This window comes from uncultured Bacteroides sp. (assembly GCF_905207245.1).
Taxonomy (GTDB): domain Bacteria; phylum Bacteroidota; class Bacteroidia; order Bacteroidales; family Bacteroidaceae; genus Bacteroides.
In genome coordinates this window covers 1-14,690 of sequence record NZ_CAJLKP010000024.1, presented here as the reverse complement: position 1 = coordinate 14,690, position 14,690 = coordinate 1, and the positions used below count along the sequence as shown (strand labels likewise).

At 47.0% G+C, this 14,690-nt stretch carries 7 protein-coding genes and 1 pseudogene; 2 read left to right on the top strand and 6 right to left on the bottom strand.

All coding sequences use genetic code 11. The features are described 5' to 3' along the window. Positions 1-304: 304 nt before the first annotated feature. Positions 305-2,611 carry a TonB-dependent receptor gene (locus QZ135_RS09515; protein WP_294608359.1) on the top strand — a complete coding sequence of 769 codons (2,307 nt, stop codon included), beginning with the start codon at positions 305-307 and terminating at the stop codon, positions 2,609-2,611. A 6-nt stretch (positions 2,612-2,617) separates the two neighbouring features. Here QZ135_RS09515 and QZ135_RS09510 read toward each other — a convergent pair whose 3' ends face one another. Beyond that, on the bottom strand, positions 2,618-4,258 hold the full coding sequence (locus QZ135_RS09510) for a tetratricopeptide repeat protein (RefSeq protein ID WP_294608357.1): 1,641 nt from the start codon (positions 4,256-4,258) through the stop codon (positions 2,618-2,620). Positions 4,259-4,370: 112 nt separating this feature from the next. Between QZ135_RS09510 and QZ135_RS09505 the strand changes: the two genes are divergently transcribed. Further along, positions 4,371-4,841, top strand: coding sequence for a hypothetical protein (locus QZ135_RS09505; RefSeq protein WP_294608355.1), 471 nt, complete (start codon positions 4,371-4,373; stop codon positions 4,839-4,841). An 85-nt stretch (positions 4,842-4,926) separates the two neighbouring features. Here QZ135_RS09505 and QZ135_RS09500 read toward each other — a convergent pair whose 3' ends face one another. From QZ135_RS09500 to QZ135_RS09480, 5 genes and pseudogenes are all read right to left on the bottom strand, one after another. After that, complete coding sequence (locus tag QZ135_RS09500; RefSeq protein WP_294608353.1) at positions 4,927-9,024, bottom strand: two-component regulator propeller domain-containing protein; 4,098 nt, start codon at positions 9,022-9,024, stop codon at positions 4,927-4,929. A gap of 29 nt (positions 9,025-9,053) precedes the next feature. Next, positions 9,054-10,385 carry a family 43 glycosylhydrolase gene (locus tag QZ135_RS09495; RefSeq protein WP_294608351.1) on the bottom strand — a complete coding sequence of 444 codons (1,332 nt, stop codon included), beginning with the start codon at positions 10,383-10,385 and terminating at the stop codon, positions 9,054-9,056. A 97-nt stretch (positions 10,386-10,482) separates the two neighbouring features. Beyond that, complete coding sequence (gene xyl3A, locus QZ135_RS09490) at positions 10,483-13,071, bottom strand: xylan 1,4-beta-xylosidase (RefSeq protein ID WP_294608349.1); 2,589 nt, start codon at positions 13,069-13,071, stop codon at positions 10,483-10,485. A gap of 29 nt (positions 13,072-13,100) precedes the next feature. Next, positions 13,101-14,153, bottom strand: coding sequence for a glycoside hydrolase family 43 protein (locus QZ135_RS09485; RefSeq protein WP_294608348.1), 1,053 nt, complete (start codon positions 14,151-14,153; stop codon positions 13,101-13,103). A gap of 198 nt (positions 14,154-14,351) precedes the next feature. Beyond that, positions 14,352-14,690 (bottom strand): annotated as a pseudogene (locus QZ135_RS09480) (glycoside hydrolase); the annotation flags it as partial.

Sequence of the window (14,690 nt, the reverse complement as noted above, 5' to 3'; positions counted from 1 at the left end):
GCTGGCAAATGAATCTTCGCTATGCCTCTTTCATGCTATGTGGGTATTTGGACGGACACAACGGATTCTCGACAATCAGAAAATACATTTTGTCAAAATGATAATGCGATAGAAGGAGTGTTGCAATTGGCATATAAACGTCCAAGGAGGTAATATAAACTTTTTCCTAAATCTTTGATTGCTCTCTTTTGATTATCAGTGTGTTGCAAAATCGATTGCACTTTATAAACCTGTCGATATAAATCAATCGAACCCTATTTTCAGCCTAATTTTGTCTCATCAAATCATTCAAAAAATTAGGTTTATGAAACACATGATTATTTTATGCATTGCGTCGCTTGTATCCCTTATGGCAGTTGCCCAAAACAAGATAACAGGCAGGGTTGTAGAAGAAGATGCAAAGTCGGGACTGGAATTTGTTACAGTGCAGTTGCTGACTTCTGATTCGTTATTTGTAAAAGGAACTGTTACAGATACCAAAGGGAATTTCTCTTTTGATAATGTGGCAAACGGAAACTTTAGAGTCACTGCCTCTTATGTAGGTTATGAAACGGTGTGCATTGACATCCGGAACCTGGAAAAGAACCTGTCTATTGGAGATATTGCCTTACTGAACTCGGGCGTAATGCTGGAAGGGGTTACTGTACGCGCTAACCCTGTCCTGAAGAAAACCGACCGTCAGATTATCCTTCCCACACAAGCACAGGTAAAAGCGTCTACCAATGGACTGTCCCTTTTACGGAATCTGCAATTGTCCCGCATCTTGATTAATCCGGTGGATAATTCCGTGAAAATGTCCGGTGGAGAGAGTGTGCAATTCAGAATAAACGGAGTAGAGGTTACTCAGGCGGAAGTAATTGCTTTGAGCCCTGCGGATATTGTTAAAATAGAATATCACGATAATCCCGGTTTGCGCTATGGCAGTGTAGGGGCGGTGCTGGATTACATCGTCAAAAGAAAAGACTCCGGCGGAACCATTGCGGCGGATTTATCGAATGCCCTTTCAGCTAACGGTTATGGCGAAAACAACCTTTCTGCCAAGTATAACTACCGGAAGTCTGAGTTTAGCGCCTATGCCTATTGGGGACGGAGAGACTTAAAGTGGACGCGGGAGAACTATGAAACTTTCCGCTTCCCCGATAACACTTTGGAGCGCACGGAGATTGGCAAACCTACTCCGGTGAAGTACGACGACTTTAACTTTTCCCTGACCTATAACTTGCAGGACGATGACAAGCAAATGCTGAATGTCGCTTTACGGAATAATTATAACGATACTCCCAACTCCTTTTCCGACCGGGAGAGCAGCTTATACCAGGGAAAAGATATCCTCTCCATATCCGACCGCCTTTCTTCGAAGTTGCGGATTCCTTCGCTGGACGTTTACTATCAGCGCAGCATGAAGCATCAGCAGAGCCTGACCTTCAACGTGGTAGGTACTTATCTGAATAGTGAGAACATGCGCACCTATCAGGAAAGCCTTCCGGACGAAACTCCGTCGACTGTCTGTTCCTCTATTGACGGCAGGAAGTATTCCCTCATCACCGAAGGCATTTATGATAAGAAGTTCAAGAACGGAAAACTCTCCGGAGGCATCAAGCACACGCAGGCTTATCTCAGCAACGAATATTCGGGAGCTGTGGAAGAACAGGTGGAGATGAGCACCGCAGAAACGTACGTCTTTGCAGAATATCAGCACAATATCAATAAGGTTGCCTATACGCTGGGCATAGGTGGCATGCGAACCTACAATTCGCAGGAAGGGAAGCATAACGAAACTTATATCTTCAAGCCTTCCATCCGCCTGTCCTATACTCCGAAGGAGAATCTGTTTTTCAGATATAACGGTTATATCTCCGGCTATTCCCCTTCTTTGTCCGACCTCAACGACATCTCGCAACCCATAGACTTGCTACAAGTGCGCCGGGGAAATCCCGGATTGAAGTCCGTCCGCTTCTATTCCAACACTTTCAGTGCAAGCTGGATGCACAAGAAGGTGGTTGTTGACATCTTTGCCCGCTACAGTTATGACAACAAACCTGTGATGGAGAGTACTTACTTTGAGGATGGAAAGTTTATCCGCACTATGGAGAACCATAAAGGCTTCCATAGGATTAACCTGGAGACATCTGTCCAGATACTTCCATGGAAAGAATACATTGCCATCAGAGTGACACCGTTCCTGAACCGTTATATCAGCCGGGGGAATACTTATACACACACTCATACCAACTTTGGTGTTCGTGGCAGCCTGATGGCGGCTTATAAGAATTGGACGTTCATGGCGGAAATGAATACCAGCAACCATACGTTGTGGGGCGAGACAATTACTAAAGAAGAAAAGCTGCACTCCATGATGCTGGGCTATAATAAGGAGAAATGGAGCGTTTCGGCCGGAGTGCTCAACCCGTTCACCAAGCGGTATGAACAGGAAATAGAGAATGTGTCACATCTGGCCGGCAGCCGGCAGGTGGCTTTCTCTACCAACCTGAGTCCGATATTCATGGTGAATGTTTCGTTCAGGCTCGACTTCGGCAGAGGTTATAATTCGAAGGGCAAGGTGCTTAATAATAGTGACTCGGATACGGGTGTGCTGTCCGGGAAGAAATAAGAGAGTTTACCGGCTCAGAAAATCCGCAATGTCCTCTTTCTCATCCATATTCAGCTTCTGGCGAATAGTTGTTTTCCGTTGATAGACCGTGCGCACACTCTGCTGGGTGACTACACTGATTTCTTTCGTAGAGAAGTTGGCTTTCAGCAGGCAGCAGAGTTGTAGCTCACGCTCATTCAGCACATTGCCGAAGCGGGTGAGAACGTGCGTGTAGAAGTTGTCATATATGGAATCAATCACTTTATAAAGGTCTTCCCAAGCCAGCAGGTCGTCCGTGGGAATATCTTCCCGGGTGATGCGCTTCATCTGCGACAGGAACTCCTGGTTGTGTGGCGTGGGGTTGGTGGCTACCATGCGTATGATACCCATTTGTTGGAGCAGGATTTTCTTGAAGAACTGGTCATTTTCATTATTCGTCTTCTCTACATCGGCCCACAGATGTTTCAGCGTGTCCAGTTCTTCTTCCTTTTCTTCCAGCAACTTCTTTCTCCGTTGGATGTAGAATGCTACGAGTACCGCAGCCAGAACGACAACCAACAGCACAATGATGAGTAACATCTGCTCCCGTTGTTTGGCAATGGACAAGTAGAGGTTCCGTTGTTCCAGTACCCGCTTGCTTTCGTTCTTCTCGGCAATCACTTTCTCCCGGTTGAGGTAGTCCTCGAACATCCGGTTGGAGAAGAGCGTGACATCCTTGATGAGGAACTGATTGGTGGAAATATATTGCATCAGGGTATTCTGGATGAGGTAGTAGTTGCTCAATGACAAGTCCCGGTCGATGTAAGGCGAGTAGGTTTCCTTGCTCATTTGCATATAGTATTTAGCTGAATCCATCCGGTGGATATTCAGGTAATACCTGCCCAGGGAGCTGTAAGAGAGCGATGCGAATTTATCGTTTGCTGCAAGGTAGCGACGAAGCACTTCGCGCTGGATGTCGATTGCCTTGCGGTGTTCGCCGAAGTCACTGAGAATGTCCGCATAGTTTCGTGACACAAGTCCCCATGAGTTGAGGTCGCAGTCGGGCTGATTGACTGCCTCGTAGGCTTTTTGCAGGTAGCATAAGGAGGAATCTTTCTGCTGGAGATAATAATAGGCGATGCCCAGCATATTGTAATTTACATAGGTGTCCGGAGAATTTCTGTCTGTTTCCAGTAATTCTTTCAGGTACTTCACGGCATCTTCAAAATTCTCGTCTCCCGTGCTTTGAGTGATGATGGAACGGAGTAGTTGGAGAGTGCAGGCAGTGTCCTGTGCTGCCTGTGCGGTTTCCATTCCTTCGCGCAACAGGTTTGCTGCTTCTGCCCGGTTGCCTTTCCACCAGAGGTGTTGTGCGAACAGTTTGTATGCCTGAGTTGTTCGTACAATATCGTTGTGTTCCTTGTAGTAGTCCAGCGCATATCTCAACAGGGAATCTTCGGCTGTGGAGCGGTTGCAGTTGTAGTGTGCCTGCCCGTTGACCAGCCAGAATTTTGCCCGTACGGAGTCGGTCAGCGCTTCTGGTTCGTGTATGGATTGCAGAAGGGCGAGGGCACTGTCCGGGTTGTGGAAGACAATGGCTTCGGCCTTGTCTATTATATCATTTGCTTGCCGATTGGCATTGCATGATGGTAGAAGGATGGCGAGTAGTAAGAGTGCAAGATGCTTCATGATTGTTGGTATTTATCAGGGCAAAGATACTATATATTTATGGTTTGTCATTACCTTTGCAGATTCAAAGTGGTTGTCGGTATGTTTTTTGAATAGACTAAAAATGAGTAATATGCTAAAGAAACTGTTCTCCCTTTTCGGAGGAAATGAAGAGGTGCCGGACTCGCAGGCTTTGCTTGTCCCTATGGAAACTTTAGATAAACCGAAGGTAAAAGATATTGTGCGTCGGTGGCTTCTCTACATTGACGCGCACGAAACTGTGCCCGCCGATATCGTTGCGCTGAACTTCAACCTCTGGGAAGCAGCCGAGGAGAACGGTGACAGTTGCTATACCCTGGAACTGACCGGTTCCAGGCACTACGACGCCGAAGATGATGACTGGGCATGTGAGGAAGACTTTGAGCCGAGAGAAAGGAACTGCGATAACCTGCAACTTTCCAGCCGTCTTCCGTGGGAGGAAGTGCTGAAGACTCTGGTGGAAGTGCTGAAAGAGCTGAAAGACGAACTGGCAGACATCTCCCTCTTCCGGGTGGAGCACATCACGGCAGGCTTCACGGATGGCGACCTAATCACCATTAAATGAGCCATTTATTCGTAAAGCTTTATGAACGCGTTCCTAAAGCTTCATGATCACGTTCGCAAAGCTTCCGGAATACGCTCCCGAAGCTTTACTTAAAAAACGAGCTGGGTGTCTTCTTATATTGCTTCACAAAGCAGCGGGTGAAGTACTTGGGATCGTTAAACCCCACCCGGTAAGCAATCTCGGATACAATGACGTTGTTTGTACTGTTCTCCAATATCTTCTTTGCAATCTGCAACCTGTACAGTTGGAGGAAACGCACCGGAGGCAGACCGGTGAGCGAAATGAACTTCTTGTAGATGACCGTATAGCTGATGTTCAGTTTGTCTGTCAGTTCCTTCACGCCGAAGTCGGGGTTCGCATAGTTCTTCTCCAATATATCCATCACATCATTCATGAATTGCTGGTCTGGTTGCCCCACTTCCAGCAAGATAGGGTCTAAGTCCTGTTCTACAAATTTCTTCTGGCGTAGGTCCCTGTTTTTCAGTATGGAGTCTATATTAGCCAAGAGAACAGACTCTTCGAAAGGCTTGGTGATATATCCGTCCACCCCATTCTCATAACTTTCTATCCGGGCATTCTCGCTCGAATTTGCTGTAAGAAGCAGGAATGGAATGTGGCATAGAAGCTTGTCTTCGCGTATTCTCTTGCAGAAGTCGGCACCGTCGCAGACGGGCATCATCAAGTCGGACACGATGAAATCGGGCATAATATTTTGTGCCGCCTTGTAGCCCTGTTCGCCGTTGTTTGCCTCAGCAATGTTATACTTTTCTTTCAGCATATTCTTGATGTAGTGGCGCATGTCCGGATTGTCTTCCACCAGCAACAGGGTGGGTTTGCTCCTGTCAATGGGGATGAAAGGCTCTATTTTGTCCTCTACCGGTACGGGCTTGCTGTATTCTTCTGAGTGAGCCTCACTTTCAGACTCATTGGCCAGTGTGATGGGGAAGTAGAGCCTGAAAGATACTCCTGCATCTTCCGAACTCTTTACTTTTATGGTTCCGCCCAGCAGCGTGGTAATTTCTTTTACGATGTGCAGGCCGATGCCTGTGCTGCTTTGTCCATAGCTTGTATATTTGTTCTGGTCGGGAATCCGGTAGAAACGGTTGAATATCTTATCCACCTCATCGGGGGCTATTGTGCTGCCGCTATTGGTGACGGAGATGAACTGTATAAGCCTCTTCGACTTGTCGGTGAACTGGTTGGCATGTATCGTGATTTTCCCTTTGTCGGGAGTGTGCTTGATGGCATTCGATAAAAGGTTAAACAATATCTTATGCAGGTTTTCCTTGTCCGAATAGATATGGTCGCTTTTCAGGCGGTATATTTTCTCGAACTGTATATTCCGTTCCTTCATTAAGTTGGAGAAGTCCATGATGGTGGTGTCCAGGAACTTACTGAAGTTGAAGCGGACGGAGTTGAGAGTCAGGTTCTTGGTGTCTATCTTGCGTAGGTCGATGAGTTGGTTGACCAGCGAAAGCAGATATTGCGCGTTGCGGTTGATGATTTGCAGGTCCTCCTTCTCACCGGGGTCGGTGGCTTGGTTCATAAGCTGGCTTGCCGGCCCTTGTATCAGGGTTAGCGGAGTTTTGAATTCATGTGCAAGATTGGTGAAGTATGAGAGCTTTTCTTTATTGATGGCTTCCATTTGCCGGGACATGACTTCTATCTTTTCTTTCAGTAGCTTCTGTATGTGCTTCTGCCTGGCATTATATGAATAGACGATATAAATCAGGATTGATATAATCAGGATGGCTATCAGTGAGTAGAACCAGGTGGTTTTATAGAATGGCGGGTGCACAATGATGCTGAGCGTGGTCGGTTTGGCGGACCAGGTGTTGTCATGATTGGTACACTGTATCTCGAGCGTGTACTTTCCGGGAGAAAGATTGGTGTATTTGGCATTTCTCTTCACGAGGCCTATGTTCCTGTTCTCTTTCAGTTCGAGTATGCGGTAGGAGTAGAACACTTTTTCCTGTTCCAGATAGTCCAGGCAACTGAAGGTGATTTCAAAGGAATTCTGCGGCGGATATAAGTGCAGCTCTTTGGTGGTCGATATACTCGTCGGGAGATTATCGCTGTCCAGATAAGGAATCAGTTGCTTCCCGTCGCAGACGGCACTGGTAAGGGTGACTGTCCGTTGCTTCTGCTTGGGTAGGCTGACTAACGGGCTGAAGGTGACAAACCCGTCGATAGTGCCTAACAGCATATTATGATTGGCTGCCTTACATCCCGACCGCTTGTAGAACTGAGGCACTAACAATCCGTCTCCTTCATCAAACTTGAAGGCCCGTTTGGTGGTGATGTCGAAGAAGTAGACGCCTTTGAGTGTGCTGATCCACAAGTTCCCGTTCTTGTCGTCCAGTATATTGGAAATGCTGGTATCCGAAAGACCGCAGCGTACGGCATAATTCATGAACTTGTATTTTCCCGCATTGATTCCGTCTTCCAGCAGATAAATGCCGTTTCCGAGGCTGCCCAGATAAATCTCTCCCTTCTGGGTTTCAAAGATGCAGGTTATTTTCTCATTGATCTTGCTTTCGGGGTTATCCAGCTTATACTGGTAGTATATACATTCGTAGTTGTTTCTTGAGTCTTCCAAGTCGATGACGTAGACGCCGTTGCCACCTATCCATAATCTGGATTTTGAGTCGATGAAGATAGTGTTCATGTTGTGGACGGGCTCTCCTGACTGGGTATAGTACTTCAGTCGGTTGATGACTCCCGTCGAGAAGTCGAGTGTGTTGATGTGGCTGCTGGTGCATATCCATAGTGCGTTTCTAACTGAGTCCAGTGCAATGTCGTAGATGTCATTGGATGGTAAGGCAGAGTTGAAGCTGTTGTAATGTTCGAAGACTGGATTGGAGAGGTTGGCTTTTGCCAGCTTGTCCAGTCCCCCGCCAATGGTTGATATCCAATAATCTCCGTGGAAGTCCTGGATGATGTCCGAGATATTGTTGTGGGCCAGCGAATGTGGGTTTCCCGGATTATGCTTGTAGAAAGAGAACGACTGGCTGCCTTTCTTCTTAATGGCTAATCCTCCGTCTACAATGCCGGCAAGGATATTGCCCTCTTTGTCTTCGAATACGGTACTGATGATATTGGGAGAGCCCTGTTCATGCCTTTGCAGTGCATATGTGAAAGTGATGCGTTGCGGAGACATGATATTAATGCCTCCGAAGTTGGCTCCTACCCAGATATTGTCGTTCTCGTCCACAAATATCCGGTTGATGATATTGTCGTTCAGCGACTGGGGCTGGGTGCCCTTGCTGAAAGTTACAAATCGGTTGTCTCTTTGGTAAATGTTTATCCCGTTTCGGGTACCTACAATGATGTCGCCGGATGAGTTTTTTCCAATGTCTGTGATGAAATTGGAAGAGATGCTGCAAAGGTCGTTTGGATTATGTTGATAGAGCATGCAGAACTGGTTCTGGGTGTTGTAACAGTATAAACCGCTCTGCGTACCCATCCACAGATAGTCTCCGTAAGAGAACAGACAGTTGAAGGTCAACTTTGAAATATCCAGGTTCAGGGTCACGGGTATGCTGTTGTAACCCTCCTTCTCGGAAGGGGCGAAATGCAACAGGCATTTATCGCCTCCTGCCCAGATGTCGCCTCCATGGTTCACAATCGTTTTGATATCCACATCTTTCTTCAAAATCTGTATATCTTTTATCTGTCTTTCTTCATTCAGTATGATGTAGGCGAGACCGTCGCTTTTACCAATCCAGAGATTATTGAAGTCATCGACAAGTATTGTCTGAACGGGGGAGTAGAGTACGTTATTGTTTTTGCCGGAATAGTCTTTATAGAAATTGAGGTTTTCGTGAAGGAGGTCGATGCTCATGATTCCGGATTCGGAAGCTATCCACAAATAGCTTTTGTCATCCTCGTCAATGTCGTTGATGAAATTGCTTTCGATAAACTGATAAGGTTCCCTCGGGGCGGTAGAGTAGTGTTTCAGTTCATAGCCGTCGTATCGGTCGAGCCCGTTGGATGTTCCGAACCACATGAATGAGTTGCGGTCTTTGTGTATAGCCTGGATAGAGTTGTCGCACAGTCCGTTCTGGATAGTCAGGTACAGGTAATTGTATTGGTTCGGATTATTTTGGGCAACGACTAAACCCTGCCCTTGCAGGATGCAGAGCAGGGTTGTGAGTAGCGCTATTATTTTCATGTACTTCATATCCGGTCTGGAGGCTTACTCAAAGAGGATTATTGGAAAGTAATCCAGTCGGTTTCGACCTTTCCGTTTCCCTTTAGTGATACATATAAATCATGGATACCGCTCTGACCGGAACGGACAGGCGATTCGATTTCAGTCCATTTATCACTCTTGGGAACTTTGACTTCTGATATAACCGGACCGTCTGTTCCGTTTATACGTATTTGTAGTATCCCTCCGTCTTCCGAGGAAACTCTTGCCTTTACTTTCCGGGGAACGTTGTTGCCGAAATCTACCCGGTTGTATTGCACCCATGCACCGTTTTTGCTTAATATGGTTTTCCAACCTTCAAACTTGTTTGTTTGGTCCAGGTAGTCGATAGCAGCTCCCTGGTTGCTCAACCGGCTGTACCGGTCGAGTTGTATTTCCTTCCGGGCATCTGTTATACCTACTCCACGCAGGGTGGGGGTTACCTTCTGGATAGTACCGTCAGGATTGAAGAACAAGGAATCAATACGTGCCGATCTGTTTTTATCAAATTCGGGAGAGTAGTCATTGTGGTGGTAGAACAGATACCACTGGTCTTTGTATTCCACTAATGAATGGTGATTTGTCCAGCAGCCGGTCGGTGACTCATCCATGATGATGCCTTTGAATTCAAAAGGTCCCATAGGGCTGTCGCCCATAGCGTAGGCCAATGTTTCTGTTTTCTCTTTTACCCAAGGGAACGTGAAGTAATATTTCCCGTTGCGCTCAAATGCAAAAGGACCTTCTTTAAAACCTTCGGGCAATCCTTCTATTTTGATGGGCTCGGAGTCCAGTTCAAGCATGTTGTCTTTCAGCTTAGCTACCGACATTCCGCGACCCGACCAGTAGATGTAGGCCTGTCCGTCTTTATCAATGAGCACACAAGGGTCGATGCCGTTTACTCCTTCGATGGGGGTGGCTTGCGGAGTGAAAGGACCATAAGGTTTGTCGGCTACGGCAACTCCGATACTGAAACCACGCTTGCCCTCACCTTTGGGGGTGGAGGGGAAGTAAAAGTAATATTTTCCATTCTTGTACACACATTCGGGAGCCCACATGGAATAGGAACCGGGAGCTACCCAAGGCACGTTTTCCTGGCTTAGAATCACTCCATGGTCTGTCCAGTCCACTAAGTTTTCTGACGAGAATACATGGTAGTCTGCCATGCAGAACCATTCTTTCAATCGTTCAATAGGGCTTGGAATGTCGTGTGAAGGATAAACAAATATCTTACCTTCAAAGACTTTTGCTGTGGGGTCAGCGGTGAACTGATCCTTTATAATCGGGTTCTGAGCTTGCAGTGTACCTATTAATACCAGAAAGGCGGATAATAAAAATAGTCTTTTGTTCTTCATAAATTGTTTTTTTGAGTGTACCGGTTCTCTATTTCTTCACCCGGATACAAAGATAAATAAAAATAGGATGAAGCCATGAAATAGGCTGGCTTCCTTTTTATAGTAAAGTGACTTTGATGGATTGCAGATCCTTGGCTGCGGAACTGGTTCCATAGAATAATTCATACTCACCCGGTGCCACCCGCATTGTATTGGTGGAAGGGTCAAAACATTCAAATGATTCGGCCGGTAGTTGTATCTCTATGTCCTGGGTAGCCCCTGCTGCAAGTTCTGCGCGGGCATAGGCTTTCAATGACTTTAATGGGCCGTCGGCATCATCTGTTTTGCGGATGTATACTTGTATGACTTCCGTTCCGGAGCGTTTACCTGTGTTAGAGACCGGTACGGTCAAGGTTAGCGACTCGTCTGTGCGAAGTTGGGTTTTGCTGCAACGGGCTGTGCCTACGGTAAAATCGGTGTAGCTTAATCCGAATCCAAACGGGAACAGAGGGTCGGACATATACCGGTAGGTGCGTCCTTTCATGGAATAATCCTCATAGTCGGGCAGTTGTTTCGTACTTTTATAGAAAGTAATGGGCAACTTACCGGAAGGATTATAGTCACCGAACAATACATCGGCCACCGCTTGTCCGCCTAATTCTCCTCCATACCATGCCTGGAGGATGGCGTCGCAACTTTCAGTTTCGGGTAGCAATGCCATAGACGATCCGGAACAATTGACAAATACAACTCGCTTGCCGGCCTTCTTTAAGGCTTTCAGGAAGTTACGCTGTACCGCCGGCAGTTCTATATCTGTGCGGTCACCATTCTTGAAACCGGGAAGGTTCAAAGGCATTTCTTCTCCTTCCAGTTGTGGTGAGATGCCACCTACGAAGACTACCATATCTACGTTCTTCAGCTTGGAAATGCTTTCGTCGTAATTAATCGGCAATTCTTTGCCGAGGTTGAACTTCAGGTTTGCGGCCCAGTTTTCCACTTGTGCATAGAGTATTTCTATCTTATATTCTTTTCCCTTTTCCACTTGCAACATGGTGCGGGTGTCAGTGGTTCTCCAGGTGCGCCGTTTGGTCATTGACTGGCCGTTTACTAATAACTCAAAGTAGCTGCAACCTTCGAGATTGAGGAGGACTTCGCCTGACTCTTTGGGGGTAAATACTGTTTCGTACTTGGCCGAGAACTTCTCGAGGTTCACTCCCGGGCCGAAAGTATGCAATCCGTATGTGGTTACATTGATGGGCTGGGTGGTTCGGAGAGAAGAAACCGGTTCTCCCTGGCGTTCCGAATTGTTCCAGAATGTAGCTTTGATGCCCGGTTTCCCATCTATGCTGCATTGGTCGAGGTAGGATTCCAGTGTTTTGTCATTCACCAGGTCGCAGCCTTTCATATAAATAATCTGATTCTTCTTCAATTTGGTTTTGATGCCGTCCAGAATAGTAATAGTCTGATTGGGCGTTCCGTTATAGTTGCCCCACAACATGGGCTTGTCGTCGGCATTGGGACCGATAACTGCAATTTTGCGGATGGATTTGCTTAACGGCAATACATTGTTCTTGTTCTGCAAAAGCGTCATTGTCTGGCGTGACATATTCAGTGACAAGTCCTTGTGAGCTTTACTGTTGACTACGGACATTGGTATCTGGCTCCATTTAACCAATGATGGATCGTCCATTTCTCCGAGTTCGAAGCGTCCTTCCAGCAAACGGAGCACATGCTTGTCTATTTCCTCTTCCGTAATCAGCCCTCTGGACACTGCTTCCGGCAGTTTCTGGTAAGCATATCCATATCCGCATTCCACGTCCGTACCGGCCATTGTTCCTTTAACGGCGGCATGTACGGCATCGGAGGAGCTTTTATGGGAGGTCCAGAAGTCGGCAATGGCTCCGCAATCGGAAACCACGAGGTATTTAAATCCCCATTCGTCACGGAGGATTTGTTGGAGCAGACGGGTGCTTCCGCAGCAAGGGTCATCGTCCAGACGTTGATAGGCGCACATCACCTCACGTACATTGGCTTTCTGCACCAGTGCCTTGAATGCGGGCAGATAGGTTTCCCATAAATCGCGGGGGCTGATGTTGTTCAGGTTGGCTGAATGGCGGCTCCATTCGGGACCGCTATGCACGGCATAATGTTTGGCGCATGCAAGGAGCTTGCGATATTTTTCATCTTCAGGCCCTTGCAGTCCTTTCACTACTGCAATACCCATTTGAGAAGTCAGATACGGATCTTCTCCATAGGTCTCCTGACCGCGTCCCCAGCGGGGATCACGGAAGATGTTTACGTTGGGAGTCCAAACGGAAAGGCTGTGGAAACGGGTGTCTTCCAGTCCATTGCGTACACGTTCGTTGTGTTTGGCACGCATTTCATCGGAGGTTGCATTGAATATCTCGAATACCAGCTTGTCATTGAATGAAGCAGCCATCCCGACGGGTTCGGGGAAAACGGTTACATTTCCCTGATTGGCTACTCCGTGAAGGGCTTCGCTCCACCAATTGAACTTCTTTATTCCCAAACGCGGAATGGCTTCCGAATCGTCGCACATTAAGAGTGCCTTTTCTTCCAAAGTCAGGCGTGACACTAAATCCTTGGCTCTTTCTGCCGGACTTAATTCGGGGTTCTGGTACGGCAATGTTTGTCCCCATCCCGATAAGGAGAACAACAAACCGCATGTTACTATTATCTTTCTCATGATACTATTGTATATAAGTTACTTTATTGCTAAGGGTGGTATTTTCCCAGTATTTTAATCTGGTCTCCCGAAGTATCAACTTCCAGCAGAGTCGGCTTTCGTGGACCGGGGTGTTCGGGGTCGAGGCTTTGGTGGTGCAGGCACATCAACAACTTTCCGTCGAATGTGCGGAACAGCATGCCATGTCCTGAGTTATTGGGAACCAAAGGGGTATTGTACTGAATCCAGGGACCCGCCAGCTTGCCCGACTCGGAGTAGGCTACTCCCTGGGCGCAACGGTTGTCGCTCCAACTGGACCAGAGCATTCCCAAACGCCCTGTGTCCGTTCTGAACAAGAATGGACCATCTGCTACATATCCTCCTAATGCCATACCGAAAGTAAGTTCGCCTATCACCCTCATGTCTCTTGGCCATGTGGCTTCGGATGCTCTGAAAAGGATGGTGGAGGTTCCCACTGATTCTGATAAGTCCGGAGCAAGCCTGATATAATTGACCATTCCATTGATGGTTTGCATCCATTCGTGGCAGAAGACCATATAGGGCACCCCGTCTTCTTCCCAAAAGCTGCCGTCGAGTGTAGACCAGTTCTCTGGTAAATAGTTCTTGTCGCTGATGGGATGATAAGGACCTGCGGCTTTGTCGGATACAAGAATATGAGTGGCGCGGCGTTGCACGTTATACCTGTTGGGCACAGTATCCACAATGATCTGGGGATTGGTAAAGGTGACGAAACAGTAATATTTGCCTTTATATTTATGGAGTTCCGGCGCCCATATTCTTGGGGAGGTTCCTATCCACGAAGTTGTATCTACGGTGATGTATTGATAGGGACCTGTCCACATCTTCATATCCGTGCTTTTCCATAAACTGCCACCGCTTCCGACCAGATAGTACATTTGTGTTGCTTCATCTGCAAGGATGAATGGGTCGCTCATCTGCAAAGAGTCGAAACAAGTGGTGTCTGCTTTGCTCCCTTCTCCGCCACCGATAAACGTGTATTGTAGCTCTGTGTTCTTTGTCTGAGTGCAGGCGATCAGACAAAGAACAAATAAAGCCGGTAGGACATGAAACCATTTCTTCATAGTTGTAGTTCTTTTTATGCTTTTTCAAAAAAACTTCTCAAATACTGATGTTGACTGCAAATGTAGCAGGTAATACCTTCTGAGAGGGGTACTAAATTGTTTTTTAGGAGGATTTTTCTTGCTGGCAGGGCTTTTATGCAACACTTGTGCCCCTTTGACGGGGCATAAGTGTTCTGTAAAAGAAGAGCATCAAGCACTTCATTTCAGCAGGCTGTTGACTGCATTCACCAGGTAGATGTAGCTTGCTGCCAAATCTATTACATACTCATTTTCGCTCCAGAGGAAAGGATAATCCTCTCTGTTCTCGGGGAAGTCCGGTTTCAATATCCTGACGCCCGGCACTACACCTCCGGGAATGAAACTGAAGTCGGCGCGGTTGTTACCATAGGCTACCTTTTTGGGCTGTGCGCCTACTCCCGAAACAAAGGACAGATTGTGGCACGGATGGCAACCGTACAGATAGTTCAGTCCTCTGTAGATATATTCAGTATCTATCAGTTCGGGGAACGAACGATAGAGCAGGTAGTTCGTAATGCA